We start from the raw sequence: 22,473 nt of genomic DNA, 5'->3' as shown, positions 1-22,473 counted from the left end.
CGGCATTGGCCACTCTCGGGCTACGAGGAAAGAACGGGACATGCACCACATGCGAAGCGAAATACGTGCCGCCGGGGCGGCAATCGGCCCTGAAGCCAACAGAGGTATCGGCTTTCCGCGCCTCTACGATCTGCTGGTCCTCATGTTGACCCGAGGGCGTGACAGATCCTACCGGGAGGCTTTGCTCGATCTGGCCGATCTGGCACCCGGTTTCCAACTGCTGGACGTCGGATGCGGCACCGGCACGCAGGCGATTTCCGCCTGGCGCCGCGTGCAGCCCGGCGGATCGGTGGTTGGCGTCGACGTCTCTGAAAAGATGCTTGCCGCCGCTCGCCGCAAGGCCAGCCGAGCGGGCCTCGAAATTCCTTTTCATCATGCTGATGGGGCCAGTCTGCCGTTCGAGGACGGTCGCTTTGACGTCGTCACTTTCACCACGGTGCTGCACATGGTGCCGGAAGCGCGACGCAGCCTTTGCCTGCACGAGGCCGCTCGTGTTCTTCCCCCGGGCGGACGCCTGTTGCTGATCGACTATGCTGGCCCCATCAGCGAGCGCGGACACATGTCGGCAAAGCACGGTCTGCATGGCCAGTTCGACCTGCATCGCCTCCGAGAACCGCTGGCGGCGGCGGGCTTCGAGCGCATCGAAGGCGGCCCGCTCGGCTGGCTCGGCCTGCATTATCTACGCGGCGTCAGATCTTGAAGATTGCCGTCTGGCCGACGGGTGTGTGCTGATCTCGACTTATCCCTTGATCGCGGATCCCACAATCGAATCGACGAAGAAGCGCTGCAGCAAGACGAAGAGCACCAGCGGCGGCAGCACGGCGAGCGTCGCGCCCGCCATCACCAGGCCGGTGTTGACGGCGCCGCGGTTGTAGCTGAGAAGCCGGCTGAGGCTGATGACGATCGGGTAGGCGTCGGCATTGCCCTGCAGCACGGTCAGCGGCCAAAGGTAACTGTTCCAGTGATAGACAAAGGCGAAGAGCGCCAGCGCTGCGATCGCTGGCGCCACGCTCGGCGCCACGATTTTGAACAGGATGAGCAGCTCTGAGGCGCCGTCCATGCGGGCGGCGTCGATGAGGTCGTCTGGCACGCCGGCGATGAACTGGCGCATCAGGAAGATGCCGAAGGCGTTGGCGAGGTTGGGCACGATGATGCCGGCGAGGCTGGCGCTCAAACCGAGCGACCCGACCATGCGGTAGAGCGGGATCAGCGTCACGATCGGCGGCAGGAACATGGTGGCGATCAGCACCGAGAAGAGCAGCGAGCGGCCGGGAAAGGAGTATTTGGCGAAGGCGTAGCCGGCCATCATGCTGGTGACCAGGATGCCGGCGGTGGTGACCGAGGCGATAATAAGCGAATTCCACATCGAGCGCCCGACATTGATGACGCCGGCGACCTTCTCATAGGCTTCCAAAGTCGGCGTGCGCGGGATCCAGACCGGCGGCACCTGCATTGTCTCGGCCGGCGTCTTCAGGCTGGACAGCACCATCCAGGCGAGCGGGAAAGCAGAGGCAACCGCGACCAGCAGCATGGCCGTTGCAAGCAGCGCCTTGCGGCCGGAAGGACGCTTGCGTGACAGCGATCGGGTAGCCGGGCTCATTCGCTGTCCTTGCGGTTGACGAAGGCAAACAGCGCCGAGACGCAGACGATCAGCGACAGCATCAGCGTCACCGCCATGGCCGAGCCGAGACCGCCCTGTGCGCGCTCGATGCCGACGCGGCGGATATGGTAGGTGAGCACATTGGTGGAGCCCACCGGCCCGCCTTGCGTGATCAGCGCCACCGGCTCGAACACCTGCACGGCGTTGATGATGGCGATGACGGCGCTGAAGAGAAGCGTGCGGCGAAGCAGGGGCAAGGTGATGAAGCGGAATTGCTCGCGGCCGTTGGCGCCGTCGAGCGTCGCGGCCTCATAGAGGCTGCCGGGAATCTGCGTCAGCCCGGCGATGGCGAGCACGGTGAAATAGCCGACCTGCTGCCACACGTTGAGCAGAACGATCGAGACCAGGGCCGAGCGCGGCGAGGAGAGCCAGGGCTGCGGACCGATGCCGATCAGGCCGAGCAACTGGTTGAGCGGGCCCTCGCTCGGCGAATAGAGCTTCGACCAGACCAGCGCCACCGCGATCATCGGCACCATGTAGGTCGAAAACAGCACGGTGCGCAGCGCCGTGCCGCCGGCGACCTCGCGCTGATAGACCAGCAGGCCGAAGACGACCGACAGCGGCAGGATGAGGGCGACCGACAGCGCGGTGTAGATCGCGGTGTTGAGGAGCGCGGTCTTGAAGTCACGGCCCACCGAGGTGGGGCCGAAGATCTCGTTAAAATTGCCGAAGCCGACGAAGCTCGCCTCGGAAAAGGGCGTCTGCGTCGACCAGTCCTGGAAGGACAGCCAGACGGTGAGCAGCATCGGCAACAGCACGAACACGCCGATCAATGTCACGGCGGGCGCAAGCATGATGCCCGCCGAGGCACGAAAAGCTTTGGCCATTCACCTGCTTCCGGTCAGCGACCCGAACTTTACTTGGCGGCGCGCTCCAGGATCGACGTGGCGTCGGCCTGCGCGTTCGCCTGCGCATCCTTGGCCGAGACCTGGCCATACTGCAACGCCTCGAGCGTCTGCTGCAGGGATTCCGAGAACTCCTGACCGCCGAGCACGACGGGGAAGGGCCGTGCGTCTGCCAACACCGAGACATAGCCGGAGAGGAAATCCGAGCCGAGCTTATCCTTATGCGCTTCGATGTCGGAGGTCCGCGACGGCAGGATGCCCATCGACATCAAAATGTCCGACATGGCCGAAGCGCCGTTCTTGCCCGATTTCGGGCTGTTCAGCCAGGCGAGGAATTCCCAGGCCGCCTTCTGCTCGGCGTCGCCGGCCTTGGCGTTGACCACGGTCATCCAGGAATAGGAGATCGAATGCGGCTTGTCGCCGCTCGGGCCGACCGGGATCGGCGCGGTGGCGATGTTTGCGAACTTGTCGCCCATGCCGGTCTTGAGCGCGCTTTCCCACCAATTGGCCATGATGATCATGCCGGTCTTGCCGGAGACGAAATTGTCGAGGAACGGACCGGTTGTGTTGGCGTCCGCCGTCGCCATCGCCGGAATGCTCGCGCCGGACTTTATCAAGTCTTCATAGAGCGCGAAGGTCTCGCCGGCCTGGGGACTGTCCAGCGCCGGCTTGCCATCCTTGACCAGGTTGCCACCATTGGAGACGAGCAGCGAGGCGAAAGGATGGACCACGCCCGCCGCCCATGAGTTGATCATGCCGAAGCCCTGCTGGCCCTTGTCCTTGTCGGTCAGCTTGGCGGCGGCATCCTTGAATTCGACCCAGGTCTTGGGCGGCGCGGCAATGCCTGCCGCCTTGAACAGTTCCTTGTTGTAGTTCAGCGCGTAGACGTCGATCTCGTTCGGGATGCCGTAAAGCGTGCCGCCGACGGAAGCGGCGCTGACGACGCCGGCCGGCCAGGCACTCTTCACCTCGCTGGCAACAGCATCGGGGGCAGGGGCGACGAGCTTGTCCCTGGCCAGTTCCGGCAGCCACAGATCATAGATGCCGCCGATCGTCGGACCATCGGAGGAGCCGCCCTGCGAGCGCAGCGTGGTCAAGAGATCGCCGAAAGGAACCGCGCGCACGGTGACGGCGACATCGGGATTCTGCCTGGAAAAATCCTTGGCCGCCGCCTCGAGCAGCGCCACCGTCTCAGGCGACCAATGCGTCAGATAGGAGATGTTGACCGATTGCGCCCAGCCGGTCGCGGGCAGCGCGACGAGCCCCGCGGCAAGCGTCAGCTTCGAGATCCAGGCAAGCGACATCGGCATCCTCCACACAAGCTGCGACAAGAGCAACGACGTTATGACAAGTTTGAGCAAAGGCGCAAGCCCCTCCGCGTGAATGCTTGGATCCTGTTTGTCGGTCGAAAAGCCTGGACGATACCGGTCTTGTCAAGATAATATATAAAAATCAACAATTTAACATAAATCCCCGTGCCGGGTTTCCGATCGACCAATGGTTGTCGACGTCTTCGCGGCTCTTGCGAAGGGCATCATGTCGTTATAATGACTTTGCGGTAAAGCAGACGAACGCTTCCGGGCTGCTGCGATGCGAGCTTCAAAACAGAGACAAATGGGAGAACTGGCAATGAGCATGCTTTCCATACACCGGCGCGCCGCGCTTGGCCTGATCGGCGGCCTCGCTGCTGCCGGTGTGGGTATCCTTACGACGCTGCCGGCCCGCGCCGACTCGACGGTGACGCTGTGGAGCTGGCGCACCGAAGACGAGGCCGCCATGCACCGCATCTTCGAGGCCTTCGAGAAGAAGAACCCGGATATCAAGGTCGACATCCAGTTCACGCCCGACGCCGACTACCAGAACCGCCTGAGCACGGCATTGCGCGGCGGGCGCGGTCCCGATATCGCGCAGCTCAAGGCCTATGGCGAGTTACAGCCCTTCATCGACGGCGGCTATCTCGACGCGCTCGACGACAGCGTGGCGGAATTGAAGAACATGCCCGATGCGGCGCTCGGTGGTGCACGCGGCCGCGCCGACGGCAAGCTCTACGGCGTGCCCTATTCGGTGCCGATGATGGGCGTCTTCTACAATGAAGACATCTTCTCGGCGCAAGGCATCGAGATCCCGAAGACCTACAAGGATTTCGTCGCCGCCTGCGAAAAGTTGAAGGCGGCGGGCATCACGCCGATCGCCAATGGCGGCGCCAACGGCTCGGCCTGGGAGCTGGAGATCGGCGTTGGCGTCATCGGGCCGACGCTCTACGGTCCCGGCTTCTATGACGAGATGATGAGCGGCAAGGCCACATTCGAAGACCCGCGCTATATCGCGGCGCTGAAGCGCTTCGCCGAGCTGAAGCCTTACTATTCCGACGGCTTCGCCGGCATCGACTATACCACCGCGACGCAGCAATTCATCGGCGGCAAGGCGGCGATGTTCTTCGGCGGCTCGTTCGAGAATGGCAGCTTCAAGTCGCAGAACCCGAAGCTGAAATTCTCGATCTTCCCGTTCCCGGCCGACGACGCCTCGACCAAGCTCTACACCTCGGCCTTCTCGGACGGCTCCTACGGTCTGGTCTCGGAAAGCCAGAACAAGGAAGCGGCGACCAAGGTGCTGAACTACATGGCCTCGGCCGAATTCGCGCAGGCCTTCGCCGACGAGCTCGGCTGGCCACCGGCGCGCACCGACGTCACGGTGAAGGATCCGGTTCTGTCCAAGATGATGGAGATGGCAAAGAACTCGACGCCGTATCTCACGCTGGTCGGTTTCCGCTGGCAGACGCCGACCGCGTCGTCGGTGCTGCAGTCTGAGATCATCGACATGGTCGAAGGCAACGTCGCGCCGGAGAAGCTGGCGGCCGACATGGAGGCCGCGGTCGCCACCTGGTTCAAACCCAAGCAGTAAGGCAGGCTGCCGGTCGCGACGTGGCCGGCAGTCCACTTCCACCGAGCAGCGCATGACCAAGTTCCGCCGCACGACCAGCCTTCAGCGCACGCAGCAGCGCATGGCGGTGCTGTTTATCCTGCCGGCTTTGGCCATCTACGGGCTGTTCGTGCTCTATCCGCTGCTCATGTCGCTGTGGGGCAGCTTCTTCACCTGGAAGGGGCTGCGCATGCAGGAGTTCGCCGGGTTGGCGAACTTCTCGCGGCTGTTCGTGTTCCCGAGCGGCGCGCGGCTATACGGCGCGCTCTGGCACAATGTGGCATGGTTCTTCGGCATCATGCTGCTGCAGAACGGGCTCGGCCTGTTGTTCGCCTGGCTGCTTTTCCTGCGCGGCAGGGGCGCCGCCTTCTTCCAGTCGGTGTTCTTCTTCCCCGCTGTGCTCAGCCCGGTCATCGTCGGCGCGCTGTGGCGGCTGCTGCTCGCGCCCGGCGGCATCGTCGAGTGGGCGCTGAACGGGCTTGGCCTGCATCAGGGCAGCCTGACCGTGCTCGGCAACAGCCATACCGCGCTCGGCATGCTGATCGCCGTCGACGCCTGGAACTGGATGGGCCTGCCGGTGCTGATCTATACGGCGGGCCTAAGGCAGATCTCGCCGCAGGTGTTCGAGGCGGCAAAGCTTGACGGCGCCGGCAATGCGCGCATGCTCTATGCGATAGCGTTGCCCTTGCTGATGCCGGCGCTCGGCACGCTGACGACGCTCTCCTTCATCAACACCTTCAACCAGTTCGACATCGTCTATGTGATGCAGGGCGTGCAAGGCAATCCGAGCTACGCGACCGACACGCTGGTGACCTATTTCTACCGTCTCGCCTTCGGCGCCGAGGGCGCGGTCGGCATCACCGATATCGGGCTGGCGCTGGCGCTCGGCACCATGCTGTTCCTGATCCTCAGCATCGGCACGCTGTTGATGCTGCGCTTCTTCGACAAGCGGACGGTGGAGCTATGAGCGCGGTTGCTATTCCGCACCGTTTGGCGCGGTTGCCCGGCTGGACGATATTGCTGGTGTGGACGGCGGCGGTGCTCTTGCCGCTCTACATCCTCGTCGTCTCCTGCTTCAAGACGACGGCGGAGATCTACGACAACCGGCTCGGCCTGCCGCAGAGCTGGGCCCTCGACAATTTCGTGCGCGCCTGGACGCGCGCCGATCTCGGCCACAATTTCATCAACAGCCTGATCGTCACCGGCGGCGCGGTGATCCTCACGATCGTCGTCTCGGCGATGGCCGCCTATCCGCTCAGCCGCTACAAGCTCGGCTGGAACGGCATCATGCTCGGCCTCTTCCTGTCCGGCATCATGCTGCCGATCAGGCTGGCCTCGGTTGAGCTGTTCACGCTGATGCGCAGCCTCGGGCTGCTCGATTCGCTCACCGGGCTGATTCTCGTCTATTCGGCGATCCGCATTCCCTTCGCCGTCTTCATCTTCGCCAATTTCATGCGCGTTCTGCCCGCCGAGCTCGAAGAGGCGGCGCGCATGGACGGCGCCGGCGAGACGCGCATCCTGTTTCAGATCGTGCTGCCGATGGTGAAGCCGGCGGTTTCGATCGTCGCCATCTTCACGGCGATCGCGGTGTGGAACGATTTCTTCTTCCCGCTGATCTTCATCTTCGACGACCGCTACAAGACAGTGCCGCTGGCCATCAGCGTGTTCGTCGGGCAGTTCCGCACCGATTGGGGCCTGGTGTTCGCGTCGCTGGCGATTTCCATGGCGCCGATCCTGATCATGTATTGTTTGCTGGCGCGCCAGATTCGCGAGGGCGTCGGCGCCGGGGGAGGCATGAAATGATCGAGGACAAGGTCTATGCCGCGCGCTCGATCCTGGTCGTCGGGGCGCATGCCTTCGACGCCGAGGTCATCGCCGGGCCGCTGGCGGCGGCTGCCGTCAAGGGCGGCGCCCAGGTCACCTTCCTGCATCTGTCGATGGGCGAGCAGGGCCATCCCTGCCTGATCCCGGAGCATTATTCGGGACAGAAGGAGGACGAGGCGCAAAAGGCGGCCGCGCGGCTCGGCGTCGCCATGCGCAACATGAAGCTGCGCGACGCCTTCCTGCCCAACGACAACGCGACCGCCCTGCAGGTTTGCGACGTAATCCGCGAGGTGCGGCCCGAGGTCGTCATCACCCACTGGCACGGCAGCTGGCACAAGGACCATCGCGCTGCCGCGCATCTCACCCAGACCGGCATCTTCTTCTCGGCGCTGCCGACGCTGAAGCGAGCCCAACCCGCGCATACGCCGCAGCTCCTGCTCTTCGGCGAGAACTGGGAGGACGATGAAGGCTTTCGCCCCGAGCATCTCGTCGACGTCAGCGCCGGTTTCGACGCCTGGCACGAGGCGGTGATGGAGTATGAGCTGGCGCGAGGTTTAAGCAGCTTTCCTTATGTCGACTATTACAGCGCGCTCTACAGGCTGCGCGGCTGCCTGCGCGGCACGCGCCATGCGCAGGCCTTCGCGGCGGCCTCGCATTCCTGGAATGCCGGCAGCGGGTTGTTCGCGCCGCCCGTCGATCGGAGCCGACAGACATGACACGGGTCCTTGCCATCGATCTCGGCGGCACCAATCTGCGTGCCGCGCTCCACACCGGCGATGTCGTCGCTCTTGCCCCGCAGGTCCGCGAGCCGGCGCCGAGCACTCCTGACGCGTTCGCCGCGCGCGTTCGCGCGCTTGCCGTCGCGGGTGAAGCCAAAGCGCTCGGGCTTGCCGTGCCGGGCCTCACCGAAGGGTCGGTCTGCCGTTGGATCCCGAACCTGCCCTGGCTCGATGGTGTCGACATTCAGGCCTTGTTTCCTGACTTGCGGGTCGCGATCGGCAATGACGCGCAGGTCGCGCTTCTGGCGGAAGCGGCCGAGGGTGCGGCCAAGGGTGTTTCCGACGCGATCCTGCTGGCCATCGGCACAGGCATCGGTTCGGCGGTGCTGGCCAATGGCCGCATCGTCGCCGGCGCGCATGGCGGCGCCTGCTCCTTCGGCTGGGCGTGCGCCGATGCCGAGGATCAGGGCGATGAACGCAGCGGCTGGCTGGAGCGCGTCGCCTCGGGACGCGCGCTCGACGCGCTTGCCAGCGAGGTCGGGCTCGCGAATGGCGGCGAGTTGATTGCCGCCGCCCGCGCCGGGCAACCCGCCGCGCTTGCCGTCGTCGAGGAGACCGCGCGACGGCTGGGCGTCGCGCTTGCTGGCGCGGTGGGGCTGCTCGATCCGGGCGTCATCCTGGTCTCGGGCGGCCTGGCGGATGCGCTGGATGTGATCGCGCCGCCGCTGCTTGGGGCGCTCAGGCGTCAAGTGCCGCCGCATCTGCGCGGCATCGAACTCATGCCTGGAAAATTCGGCTCGCGCGCCGGCCTGGTGGGTGCTGCGCTTGCCGGGCAGGCGGGAAGCGGGTGGAGGCAGATCCGATGAGCGAAACGAGCTTTCAGCAGCCGGACCGCAGGCGGCCGGAGCCGCTCTGGTACCAGGTCGAGGAGGCGATCCGCGCCATCGTCAAGAGCGGCGAGTGGGCGACCGGCGAACAGATCCCGGCCGAGGACCGGCTCTGCGCGCTGTTCGGCGTCAGCCGCATCACCCTGCGCCACGCGTTGCGCAATCTGGAGGAAGGCGGGCTGCTCAGGCGCGAGCACGGACGGGGCACTTTCGTGCGCTCGGCCACGCTGGTTGCAGGCACGCGCGAGCTCACCTCCTTCACCCAGGAGATGGGCAATATCGGCGTGGTCGCCGGCTCGCGCCTGCTCGACTGCAGCCTGACGATTGCCAATGCGGCGGCGGCCGGCGCGCTGGAGATCGAGGAGGGCGATCCCATCGTGCGGATCCGGCGGCTGCGGCTCGGCAACAACGAGCCGATCGGCATCCAGACGGCGCAACTGGCGGCGGCGCGCGTGCCGGGCTTCCTCGATGCCGGCCTGCTCAAGGGCTCGCTCTACGAGGCGCTGGAGCGGCAATACGGCATCGTGCCGGTCGAGGCGCGCGAGAATTACCGCGTCGGCGCGGTCAGCGCGGCCGACGCCGAGCTGCTCGAGCTGCCTGCGGGCAGTCCCGCCTTCGTCGTCGAACGCATCACCATCGACGAGCGCGGACCGTTCGAATTCACCGTCTCGGTCATGCGCGGCGACCGCTACGAGATCCGCTCGACGCTGCGCGCCGGCCGCCTCCCAAACACCAGAAGCTGACACGATCAACAGGAGTACCAAAGTGTCCGATCTCTACATCCCACGCCTCACGGCTCTTCTCGAACAGGCTTCAAAGGCGAATGCCGAAGCCTTCGGCCAGGCTGCGAGCCGTTTCGCCGACACGCTGCAAAATGGCGGGCTGGTGCATCTCTACGGCTCGGGCCATTCGGTGCTGCCGGCGCAGGAGATGTTCCCGCGCTATGGCAGCTTCGTCGGCTTCAACCCGCTGACCGACCCGCGTGTGATGTGGCACAATGTGCTCGGCGCCGGCGGCGTGCGCGAGCTGTTGTGGCTGGAGCGGACCGAAAAATATGCCGAGAAGTTCTTGGACCATCAGCCGCTGAACAAGGGCGATTCCATCATCATCTTCGGTCATAGCGGCCGCAATTCGTCGGGCATCGACACGGCGCTCTACGCCAAGAAGCGCGGCATCTTCGTCGTTGCCGTCACCAGCAAGAACAATCTCGACAAGCCGGCCACGCATTCCTCCGGCAAAAGGCTGGCGGATGCCGCCGACCTCGTCATCGACACCTGCTCGCCGATCGAGGATGCGGTCGTGCCGGTCGAAGGCTGGAGCCGTCCGGTGGCGGGCTCGTCGACGGTGCTGGCGATGATCATGGCGCATGAGCTCTTGGCGCGCACGGCCGAGCAATTGTCGAAGCGCGGCATCGAGCTGCCGGTCTTCGCCTCGCCGACCATCGCGGGCGTCACGCTGCACGACACGGACGTCATCTACGGCGTCTACCGCGAGCGCATGATCGAGGCGCAGAAGAAGCATCTGCCGACCTTCCAGGCGACGATGCGCGGAGAATGACGATGCTCGGGAGGTGCGTTCGGCGCGCCTCCCGCAACGGGGTCAATACTTGCGCCGCCTGGGCGTGGAATGCTTGGGCGGCGCGTCATTCTCATCGGGATTGGGGATCGGCGCCTCATCGGGAAGCCGATCCGGATCCGGCTCGCGCAACGGCTTGGGTTCCGGGATGGGCGGAGGCGTCGGCACCAGCGTTGGAGACGGGTCCGGATTGGGGAGAATGGCCATCGCTTTTTCCTTCCGCTCGGCGCCTTGCCAGGCTCTGCGCGATCCCGACAAGCGGGATGTCCTGCCCGACCTGAAATGATGAAGGCGATCGCCGTATTCAGACGGTTTCGTCAGGAGCGATCGGCGGCGCAAGCTGGCAGAACGGCCGCGCCAGCGGATGGTTCCCACACGATCGCGCCGCGAGAACGATCAAATGATTCCGCGGGTCCCTTTCGGCCCTTGCCGGCGTTGGGCGGCGCCTTAGTTCCCAGTGTGGGCGGGTGATCATCTGTCGATACAGGAGACGGCCGTGAAGCACCAAACCCTTGACCAAATCAACGCCGTTGCTGACGTTCAGGCCGAAGCACCGGCTCTCATCGCCAATCGGGGCCAGCGCCTTGAGCGCTGGGCGCAACTTCTCGAACAAAGCCCCAGCCGCCGCCTCACGGCGTTGGCGGGCACCGAATACGCTCCACCCGACGTGCGTGAAAGAATGCGCACCGACGGATCGGCGATCACCGTCGCATTCGAAGATCCGATCTTCCGTGCGCAGGGCCTGCAGGATGACACGTATGGCGAAGCCAAGCGCTTCTTCGAGATGAGCGACTGGCAACTGCATGAGGTTGTCTGCCATTGCCATGTCGGCGCCAACATGCCGGCACGCTGGGCGGCATCGCGCGTGCGCGCGGCGGTCTCTCCGGGTGCGGGCATCCTTGCGTGGCTGAGAGCTGTGTTCATGCACTAGGCGTGCACCTGCGCACCGGGGCATTGGTTCGAGATCTTGATAGGAGTAACGGAGACCTGGCGAGTTCTCCGCCCTCGTTGCGCTAGCGGTCGATCTCGCCGAAGACGATGTCGAGCGAACCGATGATCGCCGCGACATCCGCCACCATGTGCCCGCGCGACAGGAAATCCATCGCCTGCAGATGGGCGAAGGATGGCGCGCGTATCTTGCAGCGATAGGGAATGTTGCCGCCGTCGGAGACCAGATAGACGCCGAACTCGCCCTTCGGCGCCTCAACCGCGGCATAGACCTCGCCACGCGGCACGCGGTGGCCTTCGGTATAAAGCTTGAAATGATGGATGGTCGCTTCCATGGAGCGCTTCATGGTGGCGCGCGGCGGCGGCGTGATCTTCTGATTGGCCACCGCGACCGGGCCCTGGCCATCGGCTGAGCGCAGCTTCTCCAGGCACTGCCGCATGATGCGCACCGACTGGCGCATCTCCTCCATGCGTACCAGATAGCGGTCGTAGCAGTCGCCGTTCTTGCCGACCGGGATATCGAACTCCATCTCGGGATAGCATTCATAGGGCTGCGCCTTGCGCAGGTCCCAGGCGGCGCCCGAGCCGCGCACCATCGGGCCGGAGAAACCCAGAGCCCAGGCGTCATCGAGCGAAATCGCGCCGATATCGACGTTGCGCTGCTTGAAAATGCGGTTGTCGGTAAGCAGGCCTTCGAGATTGTCGCAGACCTTCAGAAACGGATCGCAGAAATTCCAGATGTCGTCCAGGAGCTGCTCCGGCAGATCCTGGTGCACGCCGCCGACGCGGAAATAATTCGCGTGCATGCGGGCGCCGGATGCGCGTTCATAAAACACCATCAGCTTCTCGCGTTCGGCGAAACCCCAGAGGGGCGGGGTCAGGGCGCCGATATCCATGGCCTGCGTGGTGACGTTGAGAAGATGCGAGAGCAACCGGCCGATCTCGCAAAACAGCACGCGGATGAGTTGCCCGCGCCGGGGAACCGATATTTCCAGCAGCTTTTCGGCGGCAAGGCAGAAGGCATGCTCCTGGTTCATCGGCGCGACATAGTCGAGCCGGTCGAAATAGGGCAGCGCCTGCAGGTAGTTCTTGTACTCGATCAGCTTCTCGGTGCCGCGATGGAGCAGGCCGATATGCGGATCGGCGCGGTCGACGATCTCGCCGTCCAATTCCAGCACCAGCCGCAGCACGCCATGCGCGGACGGGTGCTGCGGCCCGAAATTCAGGGTGAAGTTGCGAACTGCGGCTTCGGTCATGGCGACCTCCGCAAGAGTGAGGATCGAAGGCGACGGCGGCCGTTCGGCCGGGTCATGCCCCCAAAGGTCAGGCCGTCGTCTGGATGATCAGCGTCAGCGTGCCGTCACCGTCGATGTTGGCGGCGACGACCTGCGAGGAATTCAGCCCGTTCGCATGCAGGACCGACGTTGCCTCCGGCGAGGCGTCGACCGAGTTCTGCAGCTTGGCCAACTCCTTTGCCGTCGTCCTGGTGACCACGGCCTCCGCCTGCGCCTTCACTTCCGAAGGCAGGTCCTCGATCGCCACCACCACGATATTGGTGACGTTCTGGGCGGCATCGTCCTGGCCGGGCTGCGGCTGGTGCGGGATAGGCTCCTGAGCAGGAGGCGGGGCTTGCGGCGGCTGCGGATCGGCGCGTTGAGCAGAAACGGGCTGCGCCAATGCAATTGCCGACAGCGCCAGGACCATCGTCAAGGTGCGCATCGTCTTTCCTTTCGATCTCGAAATCTGACGACACAACCCCGGGGCCCGGTGATGGTTCCCCCATCGCAGTCCTCTTACGCCCTCGATGTTTACACAGTGCTATAATAGGGATATTATTTATCCTTAATATGCGGTGATCGGTCGTTCCCGGAAAAGACTATGATTTTGAAAAGCCAGGTTGAATGGGCGCTGCATTGCTGCGCCATTCTCTCCGGTCTGCCTGAGGGGCGCTATCTGTCCACCAAGGCGCTGGCGGAACTCCATGGACTTCCGAAAGAATATCTCTCCAAGGCATTGCAGAGCCTGTCGCAGGCGGGGCTCGTCGATACGACCCTGGGTCCATCGGGCGGATACCGCCTTGCAAAGTCGCCAGGGCAGGTGACTTTCCTGGACATCGTCGAGGCAGTGGAAGGCGAGACGCGCACCTTCGTGTGCAACAATATCCGCACGAACAATCCTTGCCTGCCCGACGACTATTGCTACAGCGGTCCGTGCGCCGTCGCGCGCATCATGTGGGAGGCCGACGAAGCCTGGCGTGAAAAACTGCGCAGCGTCACACTCTCGGATCTCGAGCGCATGCTCGTGCGGGAAACCCCCGCAAAGCTCTGGAAGGACACTTTCGCGTGGGTGTTAGGCCGCGCTGGATGAACGCGCATCGATACCCTGAGCCATCGCGGCCATGTTGAAGACGAGGCTTTCCGCCGGTGCGGCGAACGAAAGGCCTTTTGCCTTGCAGTGGCTGTAGAGGAGGCCGATGATTTCGTTGCGGGCCGTTGCCCAATCGGCGGGGTCTGTGATGCGGAACAGCAAGTCGACTTCGATCGCGACCGCATCGATCGTTTTCAAAACAACAAATGGCGGCGGGTCTTTGACGATCCGCGCGCTGCCATCAAGCACGGACCACATCACCTGTTCGACAAAAGTCGGCGTTGCGAGGGCGATGCGCACGCCCAATGTGATCTGGCGCGTGTCGTCGGGACGGCTGAGATTGGTCACCGCTTGCCTGGCCAGCACGCTGTTCGGCACCACCACGACATTATACTGCGCGGTGAGCAGTTTGGCGGAGCGCCAATTGGTTTCGATGACACGGCCTTCCGCGCCATCCTTCAACTGGATCCAGTCGCCTATCGCATAAGTCCTGCCAAGCGTCAGCGCGATGCCCGAGAAGACATCGCCCAAAGTGTTTTGCAAGGCGAGGCCGAATACGATCGCGACGATGCCCGAGGTTGCGACCAAAGTGCCGACCGGCACGCCGAAAACGAAGCCTATGATGGATAGCGCCACGCCGGGATAGATGACGCCGACGGCCATATCCTGGACGAGATGCGCTTCCCGCGGCCCGCGCTTGAGCATCAGCAAGAAGTGGACGAGGCCAATAGTCGTCCATGCCAGGTGCGTCCACCACAGGATCATGGCCGATTTGGCGAGCAGCGCGACGAAGCCCCGCAGCTCGGTGTCGTCGACATGCTGCGGAGAGATGCCGCCCAGATAGAGCACCGAACTCATCCCGACAAAGAAAAGGATCTGGACGATCAGCCGACCTGTCGGGCGGCTGCTGCCCTGGAGGTGCCAGACGACGATACCCGCGATTCCGAGGATGTTGGTCAGGACAAGCGGCATCGAACCCTCTGCTGAAACTGCTCAAGCTCGAAGCGCGCCGCTCAACACAGAGGGGCTTTACACTTCGGCAATTAAGGATATTATCCATCCTTAAGGATATCTGATATCCTTAATAAAGGAAAGGCTGGTTATGATCGACCGATCAGGCCGCTCGCCCTGACGAACCATCGAACAAGGAGCGTGCCGCAAGAGCGGCGCAAACGGAGTCATCACATGAAAATTGTCATCATCGGGGGAACCGGCCTGATCGGTTCCAAGACCGCAGAACGCCTGCGCAAGCGCGGTCACGAGGTGATTGCGGCCTCGCCCAACACCGGCGTCAACACCATTACCGGCGAGGGACTGGCTGCTGTGTTGACCGGGGCCGAGGTGGTTGTCGACCTCGCAAATTCTCCTTCATTCGAGCACAAGGCCGTGCTCGAATTTTTCCAGACGTCGGAGAGGAACCTGATTGCCGCCGAAAAGGCCGCTGGCGTCAAACATCACGTCGCGCTGTCCATCATCGGGACGGACCGATTGCCCGACAGCGGCTATCTTCGCGCCAAGGTCGGTCAAGAAAAGATCATCCGGGAAGGCGGCATTCCCTATACGATCGTGCGTTCCACTCAGTTCTTCGAGTTTCTAGGCGGCATCGCCAAGGAAGGCACGATCGGCGATACGACGCGCCTGTCGACGGGCTACCTTCAGCCGATCGCTTCCGACGACGTCGCTGACTTCGTGACGGACGCCGCTCTTGCCGCGCCGGTCAACGGCATCGTCGAGATATCTGGTCCGGAGCGCCTGCGGCTGTGCGATTTTGTCGCCCGCTACCTCAAGGCGATCGGCGACACGCGCACCGTCATAGCCGATCCGGAAGCGCGGTACTTCGGAACCAGACTGCAGGACGGCTCGCTCGTTTCCGACGACCATCCCCGCATCGGCCGCGTCGGTTTCGATCAGTGGTTCGCTGCCCAGCCAAAAAAATGACCGCCCGCCGCCCTTCATCCGGCGGCATCCAACCGTGAAAGGACAATCGAAATGATCAAGTCACTCGCTGCCGCCGCAATTCTCGCGGCGTTTCTGCCCGCTTTGGCTTTCGCCAACGACACCCCCGGCGGCGGCAAAGGCGCAAAGGTCACCCTGGTCTACGACCATGAGCTGCCGAATGTGCCCGGCAAGAGCATGAAAGGCGTTCTCGTCGAATATGCTCCCGGCGGCTTCTCCGAGGGCCACACGCATCCCCAGTCCGCCTTCATCTACGCCACCGTGCTGGAAGGCGAGATCCGCAGCCAGGTCAATGACGGTCCCGTTACAGTCTACAAGGCCGGCGAGAGCTTTTCGGAAATGCCCGGCGACCGCCATGGCGTCAGCGAAAATGCCAGCAAAACGAAACCGGCAAAGCTGCTGGCCGTCTTCGTCGTCGACACTTCCCAACAGGAACTGACGTTTCCGATCAAGAAATAAGGGCCGACGCGGTTCATCGCTTCAGTGAAACGGTGAGCCGCTCCATTTCTGTTTTTGGCGCGATAGCGGATCATCTGGACGCCTGGCCCTTCAGCCGACGCGCATTGTCCGGAAGGTCACGGAGTACCGGTGTTGTTCGACGGGCGGGATGGAGTGTTCCCACTCGTTTCGCGCCGGGCCGGCCATGAGATAGACGGACCTTGGCTCGACCTCGATCGTTTCACGGTCCCATGCCGCGCCGCTCTTGCAGCGCAGCCGGAAGCTGCAGGGCGCCAGCAGGGAAACGCCAGCGACCAGCTCGAAATGCGGCTTATCCTTGTGCCAGCCTATGCCAGCGCCTGGGCGATATTCGTTGATCAGCAGCTGCGCGAATTCGCTCGCCGCGACGCCCGCGAATTCGGCGACCTTGGCGCGCAGCGGCAGCATGAAATCCGGAATGGGCGGCGCTTCGAGCACTTGGCGGCGCTCATAGTCGTAGCGCAGGCCGAAGCCGACGACCTGCCTGTTGGCAAGATGGCCGTGAAAATCGAATGGCTTGAAAGGCAGGCCCTCGATGTGGCTGACCAGTTCGTGCTCTTCGTCGCGGGTGATCAGGTCCGGCTTGTAGGAGAAGCCCTCGGGCAGGCTTGCGGGCAGCGCGCGTCCGGGCGCGCCAAAGAGATCGCCCTGGCAGGCGCTCTCCTTGGTCGGGCGTTTGGCTGATGACATGCGGCTCAGATAGGCGATCGGAGCACGTGTGCAAGGCCGCTCCCGGCCCGCGGAACCTGGGGATGCGTGAAGGGTTAGGATGGAAGCAGGATGCCGGCCATGCCTTCCACCGCAATCCAGAACATTCACTACGATCCGTCGCGGCGAGTCCTTTCGGTGTGGTTCGTTCCGAGCGGCGACCGCTACGACTATGAGGATGTGGAACCCGAGCTCTACATGGCCTTCAAGGCAGCTTTCTCTAAAGGCCAATTCTTCAACGAATTCGTGCGCGATCGCTTCAGATACCGCCTCGTTGGACATGGGCGCCGGCATTGAGTGCGAGGGCGCCGCGTCTTGACGTCGCGGCGCCGTCAGCCCGTCTTGGGCGCGACGATGCACATCACATGCTCGGCTATCGCCAGGCTGGCAGTCAGGCCGGGGCTTTCGATGCCGAACAAATTGACGAGGCCGTCGATGCCATGCGTTGCGGCATCCTGGATAACGAAATCGCTGTTGGCGTCGCCTGGGCCGGAGAGCTTCGGCCGGATGCCGCTATAGGCCGCCTGCAGGCTGCCATCGGGCAGATCAGGCCAATATCTGCGGATCGCGGCATAGAAGCGCTCGCCGCGCGCCGGATCGACGCGATAGTCGATCGTGTCCGTCCACTCGACGTCCGGTCCGAAGCGTGCTGCGCCCGCAAGATCGAGCGTAAGATGGACGCCGAGCCCGCCGGGCTCAGGCACGGGATAGATAAGATGTGAAAAGGGGGCGCGCCCGGCAACCGAGAAATAATTGCCCTTGGCGTAGCGAAGCGTTGGCAGGAATTGCCGGCCGAACCCTTCGAGCGAGCCTGCCAGGGCGACGGCGCCCAGGCCGGCAGCATTGACAAGGCGCGGTGCGGCGATCTCGAACTGCTCGCCGCTCGCCGCGTCCATCGTCCGCACCACGATCCTGCTCGGCTCGACGCGGCCCGAGACGATGCGGGTGTTGAGCGACAGCGTCGCGCCGCTGTCCTCGGCGTCGCCGAGCAGCCCGAGCATGAGCGCGTGGCTGTCGATGATGCCAGTGGACGGCGAAAGCAGCGCCATGGTGCAGTGAAGCGCCGGCTCCAGGGCTTGCGCTTCGGCGGCGGAGACGAAGCGTAAATCGTCGACGCCGCAGGCAGCGGCGCCAGCCTGGATCGTGGCAAGCACGGGGTCCTGGGCCTCGTCGGTCGCGACGATCAGCTTGCCTGCGCGGCGATTCGGGATCGCGCGTTCCGCACAGTATCGATAGAGCATGTCGCGGCCAGCGACGCAGAGCCGGGCCTTCAGCGACCCTTGCGGATAATAGATCCCGGCATGGATGACTTCCGAATTGCGCGAGCTCGTCTCGGTGCCGATGGCATCCGCGGCTTCGAGGACAAGCGTGTCGAGACCTTTGGCGGCCAATGCGCGCGCGACCGCCAGACCAATCACGCCTGCGCCGGCGATAATGCAGTCGACTTGTTCCATGTGCTAACCCTGCTGCGCCATCAGTTCCGCGACGGTCGCGGCTTGTTGGCGCTATCGATACCGGCTTCGCGGCTCTTGCGATCAGCCTTCGCGATGACGCATCAGCCGTGACAATGCAACGCGGAACTTTCGGATTTCTCAACGAGGAATCTCGTTCTATTTCCGCTTTGGACCCCCAGACAGGACCCACCATGATGGACCCCCGACCGAATTCCCCCGAAGCCCGCGATATCCGCTACCACATGCATGGCTACACCAACGCCCGCAAGCACCAGGAAACAGGTCCGCTGGTCATCGAAAAGGGCGATGGCGTCTATGTCGAGGACATTGCCGGCAATCGCTACATCGAGGCGATGGCGGGCTTGTGGAGCGTCGCCGTCGGTTTCTCGGAAAAGCGGCTGGTCGAAGCCGCGACAAGACAGATGTCGAAGCTGCCCTTTTATCACGACTTCGGCTCGAAGGCGCATGCGCCGCTGATCGACCTGGCCGAGAAGCTGGTGCAGATGGCGCCGGTGCCGATGAGCAAAGCCTATTTCACCAATTCCGGCTCCGAGGCCAACGATACCGCGATCAAGATGATCTGGTATCGCTCGAATGCGCTCGGACAGCCGGCGCGCAAGAAGATCATCAGCCGCAAGCGCGGCTATCATGGCGTCACCATCGCCTCGGCGAGCCTGACCGGTCTGCCCAACAACCATCTCTCCTTCGATCTGCCGATCGCCAACATCCTGCACACGTCGACGCCGCATCACTGGCGCGACGCGGAGCCCGGCGAAAGCGAGGAACAGCTTTCCGCCCGGCTCGCAGACGAGCTGGAAAAGCTCATCCTTGCCGAGGGGCCTGAAACGATCGCCGCCTTCATCGGCGAGCCGATCATGGGCGCCGGCGGCGTCGTCGTCCCGCCCGCCGACTATTGGGAGAAGATCCAGGCGGTGCTGTCGAAATACGGCATCCTGCTGGTGGCCGACGAGGTGATCTGCGGTTTCGGCCGCACCGGCGAAATGTTCGGCTCGCAGACCTTCGGCATCAGGCCAGACATCATGGTGCTGTCGAAGCAGATTTCCTCCTCCTATCTGCCGATCTCGGCGCTGCTCATCAACGATCATGTGTTCGAGCCGATCGCCGACGAGAGCAACCGCATCGGCACTTTCGGTCACGGCTTCACCGGCGGCGGTCATCCGGTCGCCGCGGCGGTCGCGCTGGAGAACATCAAGCTGATCGAGGAGCGCGACCTCGTCGGCAATGCGCGCAAGGTCGGCGCGCATCTGCAGGCAAGGCTGCGCAAGCTTGCCTCGCATCCGCTGGTGGGCGAGGTGCGCGGCGTCGGCCTCATCGCCGCCGTCGAGCTCGTCGCCGACAAGGCGACGAAGGCGCCCTGGGGCAAGCCGGCGGCGCTCGGCGCGCTGGTCAACGGCTTCCTGCAGCAGAATGGCGTGATCTCGCGCAACATGGGCGATGCGATCGCCTTCTGTCCGCCGCTGATCATCACCGAGACCCAGATCGACACGGTAGTCGATGCGTTCGAGCGATCGCTCGCCGCCGCCCTGCCGCAGGTTCATCCGCAGGGCTGAAGAGAGGATGGCGCCCGAGTCCTGGCGTCCTTTTCCCCTGCTGATCGGCAAGCTGCCTATGCGTGTCTCGCCGTCGGTATCCATAATCTGTTCGATCCATGGAAAAATTGTTCGGGGCCAAGCCCTGCAAGGGTCGACGGTTCCTTCAAAGGCGGGTCGGAGTCTATAAAATTTATAGATATTAGACATTTGGTGTCGACATACCGAGAGAGTGCCGCAGCATGCCCAATCCAACCGTTGTCGGTTTCTCCGGAAATTTCACACGGCCGTCGAAGACGCGCGGCTTCGTCGAGCATGTCGTCAGGGATATCGCGGCTCGCAATAATCTGTCGGCGAGCACCTATGACATCGAGGATGTCGGCGCCTCGCTCGGCAGCGCCAAATGGGCGCGCGATCTCGATCAGCAGGGCCGCGACGTCCTCGACAAGGTCGTCAACGCCGATGTGCTGGTGGTCGGATCACCGACCTACAAGGGCAGCTATACGGGCCTGTTCAAGCACTTCTTCGACCTGCTCGATCCGTCCGCGCTCAGGGGCAAGCCGGTGCTGCTGCTCGCCACCGGCGGCGGCGAACGGCACGCGCTGATCGTCGAGCATCAGCTTCGGCCGCTGTTCGGATTCTTCGAGGCTCTTGCCTTGCCGACAGGGGTTTATGCGACGGACAAGGATTTCGCCGATGGCGTTCTCGTGTCCGAAGCGATCCGCAAACGCGCCGCGCAGGCGGTCGAAGAGGCGGGTTATGCGCTGTTGCGCCGCGCTGGCGGTCAGCGGGTCGCGGCCGAATAGCCGAAAGCGGCTGTTATCCGCGAGGAAATCAAACGCTTACCTACATTAGGAGTTGCTGGTATAAGAGGTCTCGTCAAGGCTGGTTTGTCCACGTCGGAAATTTCAAGCTGAGACATTGTCGACGTTTGACCATTTTGGTGCGCCGAGTTGGCATAACCTGGCTGAGGGTGTGCGATGACAGAAGTCTCGATACGCCGAGCAGACTTCATGATGGTCCTCGCTTATGCCTCGGATCTCGCGACAGGCCATTCCCGCGACTTCGCGCTGAAATCCTGCGTGCTGGCAATGCGGATCGCCGAGCTTGCTGGCGTTTCGGAGCAGGTTCGGCGCAATGCCTATCACCAATCCATGCTGCGTTATGTCGGCTGCAACGCGGACACCGACCTTCTCTCGGGTCTCTTCGGCGACGAAATCGCGCTTCGCCAGGATCTTGTCGGTCTCGACATGGGTAACCGTGCGGAACTGGGCAGGGTCTTCGTGCAGGCCTTCAAGCGGTTCTATTATGATCTCGCACCTGACGCGCAGGCCAAGGCGTTCGAGGCCGCGATGTCGCAGGCGCTCGCCGTGGCGCGCCCGGTTCTGACGGCGCATTGCGAGGTTGCCCAGCGGATCGGCGAGCGGCTCGGCCTGTCCGACGAGATCCGGCGCAATCTCGGACAGATCTACGAGCGCTGGGACGGCAAGGGCCTGCCGCGTGGACTGAGCGGCGAGGAGGTCCTGCCCGCCGTGCGCCTGATCACACTGGCGCAGGATGCGATCGCGCTCAGCGATGCCGTCGGCATCGACGGGATGGCCGACACCATCGCCAGTCGTGCCGACGGCCCATACGAAGCCGATCTGGCCCGGCTCGTCTCGGCCAACGCCGCGACGCTGATGCGGGGTATCGGCGCGACGATCGACCGCGAGACGATTCTAGCGCTGGAGCCGGATCCGCCGGTGACGCTGGACGAAGGGGCTTGCGACGAGGCGTTCCTCGCCATCGCCGACATGATCGACATGCGCATGCCATTCACGCAGGGCCATTCGCGGATGGTGTCGGAGCTGGCCGCGGGCGCTGGAGCAAGGATCGGTCTGCCCGCCGCCGATGTCCGCGCGCTGCGCTGGTCGGGCTGCATCCATGACATCGGAGAGCTCGTAGTGCCTGTGGCGACCTGGATGCGCAACGGCCCGCTGTCGGTGCGCGAGCGCGACGCGGCGCGACTGCATGCCTATTACGGGGAGCGGGCGCTGGCTTCCTTCGGCCATGACGGCGATGCGATGGGCGCGCTCGTGTCGCGTCATCACGAATGCTTGGATGGTTCGGGATATCACCGCAAGGTCGGCGGCTCCGACCTCTCTCCGGCGGCGAGGATCTTGGCCGCTGCCGAAGCCTTCCAAACGTCACGCGAGGAGCGTCCGCACCGCAAGGCGCTGTCCAGCGAGGCGGCGGCGGCACAGCTGCGCGCGGCTGTTCGTGACGGCTGTATCTGCCCCGACGCCGCCGAAGCCGTGTTGTCATTCGCCGGGCAGCAGTCGCGCCGGGCATTGCCGCAGGCGCTGGCCGGCATGACGCCGCGCGAAATCGAGGTGCTGCGCCTGATCGCCGCTGGGCTTACGGCGAAGGAAGTGGCTCGGAAGCTGGATATCTCGCCCAAGACCGCGGACCATCACATCCAGGCACTCTATGCCAAGATCGGCGTGGGCACGCGTGGCGCGGCCGCGCTCTACGCGGTCGAGCATGGCCTTGTACGGCCGGGCGAAATGCCGGCATAGGGAATTCACCCCATGTGCGCCTGCTG

General features: G+C 63.8%; 25 protein-coding genes. 16 read left to right on the top strand and 9 right to left on the bottom strand.

All coding sequences use genetic code 11. The features are described 5' to 3' along the window. Positions 1 to 40 precede the first annotated feature (40 nt). On the top strand, positions 41 to 700 hold the full coding sequence (locus E5X34_RS05815) for a methyltransferase domain-containing protein (protein WP_292562158.1): 660 nt from the start codon (positions 41 to 43) through the stop codon (positions 698 to 700). 39 nt (positions 701 to 739) lie between these two features. Here E5X34_RS05815 and E5X34_RS05810 read toward each other — a convergent pair whose 3' ends face one another. From E5X34_RS05810 to E5X34_RS05800, 3 genes are read right to left on the bottom strand one after another with little or no spacing between them, the layout of a single operon-like run. After that, on the bottom strand, positions 740 to 1,600 hold the full coding sequence (locus tag E5X34_RS05810) for a carbohydrate ABC transporter permease (protein ID WP_292562156.1): 861 nt from the start codon (positions 1,598 to 1,600) through the stop codon (positions 740 to 742). Beyond that, on the bottom strand, positions 1,597 to 2,487 hold the full coding sequence (locus E5X34_RS05805) for a sugar ABC transporter permease (protein WP_292562154.1): 891 nt from the start codon (positions 2,485 to 2,487) through the stop codon (positions 1,597 to 1,599). Before E5X34_RS05805 ends, E5X34_RS05810 begins: the two co-directional genes overlap by 4 nt. A gap of 29 nt (positions 2,488 to 2,516) precedes the next feature. Beyond that, the gene (locus tag E5X34_RS05800) at positions 2,517 to 3,809 is read right to left on the bottom strand and encodes an extracellular solute-binding protein (protein ID WP_292562152.1); all 1,293 of its coding nucleotides are present in this window, start codon (positions 3,807 to 3,809) and stop codon (positions 2,517 to 2,519) included. A gap of 325 nt (positions 3,810 to 4,134) precedes the next feature. On the opposite strand from E5X34_RS05800, the gene E5X34_RS05795 reads away from it, so the two are divergent. Genes E5X34_RS05795 through E5X34_RS05765 form a run of 7 tightly spaced genes read left to right on the top strand, consistent with a single transcriptional unit; the run spans position 4,135 to position 10,411 of the window. Further along, a complete protein-coding gene (locus E5X34_RS05795; protein WP_292562150.1) occupies positions 4,135 to 5,406 on the top strand; it encodes an extracellular solute-binding protein in 1,272 nt (423 codons plus the stop codon). A gap of 52 nt (positions 5,407 to 5,458) precedes the next feature. Continuing rightward, positions 5,459 to 6,391, top strand: coding sequence for a sugar ABC transporter permease (locus E5X34_RS05790; RefSeq protein ID WP_292562148.1), 933 nt, complete (start codon positions 5,459 to 5,461; stop codon positions 6,389 to 6,391). Further along, positions 6,388 to 7,227 (top strand): carbohydrate ABC transporter permease, encoded by an 840-nt coding sequence (locus tag E5X34_RS05785; protein WP_292562146.1) that lies wholly within the window; start codon positions 6,388 to 6,390, stop codon positions 7,225 to 7,227. The genes E5X34_RS05790 and E5X34_RS05785 overlap by 4 nt, the downstream gene beginning before the upstream one ends. Further along, a complete protein-coding gene (locus E5X34_RS05780; RefSeq protein ID WP_292562144.1) occupies positions 7,224 to 7,964 on the top strand; it encodes a PIG-L family deacetylase in 741 nt (246 codons plus the stop codon). Before E5X34_RS05785 ends, E5X34_RS05780 begins: the two co-directional genes overlap by 4 nt. Then, on the top strand, positions 7,961 to 8,833 hold the full coding sequence (locus E5X34_RS05775; RefSeq protein ID WP_292562142.1) for an ROK family protein: 873 nt from the start codon (positions 7,961 to 7,963) through the stop codon (positions 8,831 to 8,833). Before E5X34_RS05780 ends, E5X34_RS05775 begins: the two co-directional genes overlap by 4 nt. Further along, a complete protein-coding gene (locus E5X34_RS05770; RefSeq protein ID WP_292562140.1) occupies positions 8,830 to 9,597 on the top strand; it encodes a GntR family transcriptional regulator in 768 nt (255 codons plus the stop codon). Before E5X34_RS05775 ends, E5X34_RS05770 begins: the two co-directional genes overlap by 4 nt. A 22-nt stretch (positions 9,598 to 9,619) precedes the next feature. After that, positions 9,620 to 10,411: an SIS domain-containing protein gene (locus E5X34_RS05765; protein WP_292562138.1), complete on the top strand. Its 792-nt coding sequence runs from the start codon at positions 9,620 to 9,622 to the stop codon at positions 10,409 to 10,411. Positions 10,412 to 10,453: 42 nt separating this feature from the next. Here E5X34_RS05765 and E5X34_RS05760 read toward each other — a convergent pair whose 3' ends face one another. Further along, positions 10,454 to 10,636 (bottom strand): hypothetical protein, encoded by a 183-nt coding sequence (locus E5X34_RS05760; protein WP_292562136.1) that lies wholly within the window; start codon positions 10,634 to 10,636, stop codon positions 10,454 to 10,456. 289 nt (positions 10,637 to 10,925) lie between these two features. Between E5X34_RS05760 and E5X34_RS05755 the strand changes: the two genes are divergently transcribed. Beyond that, positions 10,926 to 11,360 (top strand): hypothetical protein, encoded by a 435-nt coding sequence (locus E5X34_RS05755; RefSeq protein ID WP_292562134.1) that lies wholly within the window; start codon positions 10,926 to 10,928, stop codon positions 11,358 to 11,360. 82 nt (positions 11,361 to 11,442) lie between these two features. Here the strand turns inward: E5X34_RS05755 and E5X34_RS05750 are convergent, their stop codons facing one another. Then, a complete protein-coding gene (locus E5X34_RS05750; protein WP_292562131.1) occupies positions 11,443 to 12,633 on the bottom strand; it encodes an NADH-quinone oxidoreductase subunit D in 1,191 nt (396 codons plus the stop codon). A gap of 67 nt (positions 12,634 to 12,700) precedes the next feature. Next, positions 12,701 to 13,096, bottom strand: a complete 396-nt coding sequence (locus tag E5X34_RS05745) for a hypothetical protein (RefSeq protein WP_292562129.1) — start codon at positions 13,094 to 13,096, stop codon at positions 12,701 to 12,703. Between the two features lie 159 nt (positions 13,097 to 13,255). On the opposite strand from E5X34_RS05745, the gene E5X34_RS05740 reads away from it, so the two are divergent. After that, complete coding sequence (locus E5X34_RS05740; RefSeq protein WP_292315495.1) at positions 13,256 to 13,744, top strand: Rrf2 family transcriptional regulator; 489 nt, start codon at positions 13,256 to 13,258, stop codon at positions 13,742 to 13,744. Here the strand turns inward: E5X34_RS05740 and E5X34_RS05735 are convergent. Then, positions 13,727 to 14,716, bottom strand: coding sequence for a mechanosensitive ion channel domain-containing protein (locus E5X34_RS05735; RefSeq protein ID WP_292562127.1), 990 nt, complete (start codon positions 14,714 to 14,716; stop codon positions 13,727 to 13,729). The genes E5X34_RS05740 and E5X34_RS05735 overlap by 18 nt on opposite strands. Positions 14,717 to 14,929: 213 nt before the next feature. On the opposite strand from E5X34_RS05735, the gene E5X34_RS05730 reads away from it, so the two are divergent. Together E5X34_RS05730 and E5X34_RS05725 are read left to right on the top strand one after the other, a co-directional pair. Continuing rightward, a complete protein-coding gene (locus E5X34_RS05730) occupies positions 14,930 to 15,682 on the top strand; it encodes an SDR family oxidoreductase (RefSeq protein WP_292562125.1) in 753 nt (250 codons plus the stop codon). A gap of 51 nt (positions 15,683 to 15,733) precedes the next feature. Continuing rightward, positions 15,734 to 16,159: a cupin domain-containing protein gene (locus tag E5X34_RS05725; protein ID WP_292562124.1), complete on the top strand. Its 426-nt coding sequence runs from the start codon at positions 15,734 to 15,736 to the stop codon at positions 16,157 to 16,159. A gap of 90 nt (positions 16,160 to 16,249) precedes the next feature. Here E5X34_RS05725 and E5X34_RS05720 read toward each other — a convergent pair whose 3' ends face one another. Continuing rightward, entirely contained in the window at positions 16,250 to 16,867 is a 618-nt protein-coding gene (locus E5X34_RS05720) for an alpha-ketoglutarate-dependent dioxygenase AlkB (protein WP_292562123.1), read from the bottom strand. Between the two features lie 99 nt (positions 16,868 to 16,966). Here E5X34_RS05720 and E5X34_RS05715 point away from each other — a divergent pair, with 99 nt between their 5' ends. Beyond that, positions 16,967 to 17,182 carry a KTSC domain-containing protein gene (locus E5X34_RS05715; RefSeq protein ID WP_292562121.1) on the top strand — a complete coding sequence of 72 codons (216 nt, stop codon included), beginning with the start codon at positions 16,967 to 16,969 and terminating at the stop codon, positions 17,180 to 17,182. Positions 17,183 to 17,217: 35 nt separating this feature from the next. Here E5X34_RS05715 and E5X34_RS05710 read toward each other — a convergent pair whose 3' ends face one another. Beyond that, on the bottom strand, positions 17,218 to 18,339 hold the full coding sequence (locus E5X34_RS05710; protein ID WP_292562119.1) for an NAD(P)/FAD-dependent oxidoreductase: 1,122 nt from the start codon (positions 18,337 to 18,339) through the stop codon (positions 17,218 to 17,220). Between the two features lie 194 nt (positions 18,340 to 18,533). Here E5X34_RS05710 and E5X34_RS05705 point away from each other — a divergent pair, with 194 nt between their 5' ends. From E5X34_RS05705 to E5X34_RS05695, 3 genes are all read left to right on the top strand, one after another. Further along, positions 18,534 to 19,910, top strand: a complete 1,377-nt coding sequence (locus E5X34_RS05705; protein ID WP_292562379.1) for an aspartate aminotransferase family protein — start codon at positions 18,534 to 18,536, stop codon at positions 19,908 to 19,910. A 221-nt stretch (positions 19,911 to 20,131) separates the two neighbouring features. Continuing rightward, entirely contained in the window at positions 20,132 to 20,695 is a 564-nt protein-coding gene (msuE, locus tag E5X34_RS05700; RefSeq protein WP_292562117.1) for an FMN reductase, read from the top strand. A gap of 207 nt (positions 20,696 to 20,902) precedes the next feature. Further along, positions 20,903 to 22,447 carry an HD domain-containing phosphohydrolase gene (locus tag E5X34_RS05695; RefSeq protein ID WP_292562115.1) on the top strand — a complete coding sequence of 515 codons (1,545 nt, stop codon included), beginning with the start codon at positions 20,903 to 20,905 and terminating at the stop codon, positions 22,445 to 22,447. Positions 22,448 to 22,473: the final 26 nt, after the last annotated feature.

It is taken from the genome of Mesorhizobium sp. (genome assembly GCF_004963255.1).
Lineage (GTDB): Bacteria > Pseudomonadota > Alphaproteobacteria > Rhizobiales > Rhizobiaceae > Mesorhizobium.
The sequence above is the reverse complement of the archived record's forward strand: the minus strand, read 5'-3'. Positions and strand labels throughout refer to the sequence as shown.

Coding starts and splice junctions, on each gene's coding strand:
- E5X34_RS05815 (WP_292562158.1), top strand. CDS start 41: ATGCACCACATGCGAAGCGAAATACGTGCCGCCGGGGCGGCAATCGGC.
- E5X34_RS05810 (WP_292562156.1), bottom strand. CDS start 1,600: ATGAGCCCGGCTACCCGATCGCTGTCACGCAAGCGTCCTTCCGGCCGC.
- E5X34_RS05805 (WP_292562154.1), bottom strand. CDS start 2,487: ATGGCCAAAGCTTTTCGTGCCTCGGCGGGCATCATGCTTGCGCCCGCC.
- E5X34_RS05800 (WP_292562152.1), bottom strand. CDS start 3,809: ATGTCGCTTGCCTGGATCTCGAAGCTGACGCTTGCCGCGGGGCTCGTC.
- E5X34_RS05795 (WP_292562150.1), top strand. CDS start 4,135: ATGAGCATGCTTTCCATACACCGGCGCGCCGCGCTTGGCCTGATCGGC.
- E5X34_RS05790 (WP_292562148.1), top strand. CDS start 5,459: ATGACCAAGTTCCGCCGCACGACCAGCCTTCAGCGCACGCAGCAGCGC.
- E5X34_RS05785 (WP_292562146.1), top strand. CDS start 6,388: ATGAGCGCGGTTGCTATTCCGCACCGTTTGGCGCGGTTGCCCGGCTGG.
- E5X34_RS05780 (WP_292562144.1), top strand. CDS start 7,224: ATGATCGAGGACAAGGTCTATGCCGCGCGCTCGATCCTGGTCGTCGGG.
- E5X34_RS05775 (WP_292562142.1), top strand. CDS start 7,961: ATGACACGGGTCCTTGCCATCGATCTCGGCGGCACCAATCTGCGTGCC.
- E5X34_RS05770 (WP_292562140.1), top strand. CDS start 8,830: ATGAGCGAAACGAGCTTTCAGCAGCCGGACCGCAGGCGGCCGGAGCCG.
- E5X34_RS05760 (WP_292562136.1), bottom strand. CDS start 10,636: ATGGCCATTCTCCCCAATCCGGACCCGTCTCCAACGCTGGTGCCGACG.
- E5X34_RS05750 (WP_292562131.1), bottom strand. CDS start 12,633: ATGACCGAAGCCGCAGTTCGCAACTTCACCCTGAATTTCGGGCCGCAG.
- E5X34_RS05745 (WP_292562129.1), bottom strand. CDS start 13,096: ATGCGCACCTTGACGATGGTCCTGGCGCTGTCGGCAATTGCATTGGCG.
- E5X34_RS05740 (WP_292315495.1), top strand. CDS start 13,256: ATGATTTTGAAAAGCCAGGTTGAATGGGCGCTGCATTGCTGCGCCATT.
- E5X34_RS05735 (WP_292562127.1), bottom strand. CDS start 14,716: ATGCCGCTTGTCCTGACCAACATCCTCGGAATCGCGGGTATCGTCGTC.
- E5X34_RS05730 (WP_292562125.1), top strand. CDS start 14,930: ATGAAAATTGTCATCATCGGGGGAACCGGCCTGATCGGTTCCAAGACC.
- E5X34_RS05725 (WP_292562124.1), top strand. CDS start 15,734: ATGATCAAGTCACTCGCTGCCGCCGCAATTCTCGCGGCGTTTCTGCCC.
- E5X34_RS05720 (WP_292562123.1), bottom strand. CDS start 16,867: ATGTCATCAGCCAAACGCCCGACCAAGGAGAGCGCCTGCCAGGGCGAT.
- E5X34_RS05715 (WP_292562121.1), top strand. CDS start 16,967: ATGCCTTCCACCGCAATCCAGAACATTCACTACGATCCGTCGCGGCGA.
- E5X34_RS05710 (WP_292562119.1), bottom strand. CDS start 18,339: ATGGAACAAGTCGACTGCATTATCGCCGGCGCAGGCGTGATTGGTCTG.
- E5X34_RS05705 (WP_292562379.1), top strand. CDS start 18,534: ATGGACCCCCGACCGAATTCCCCCGAAGCCCGCGATATCCGCTACCAC.
- msuE (WP_292562117.1), top strand. CDS start 20,132: ATGCCCAATCCAACCGTTGTCGGTTTCTCCGGAAATTTCACACGGCCG.
- E5X34_RS05695 (WP_292562115.1), top strand. CDS start 20,903: ATGATGGTCCTCGCTTATGCCTCGGATCTCGCGACAGGCCATTCCCGC.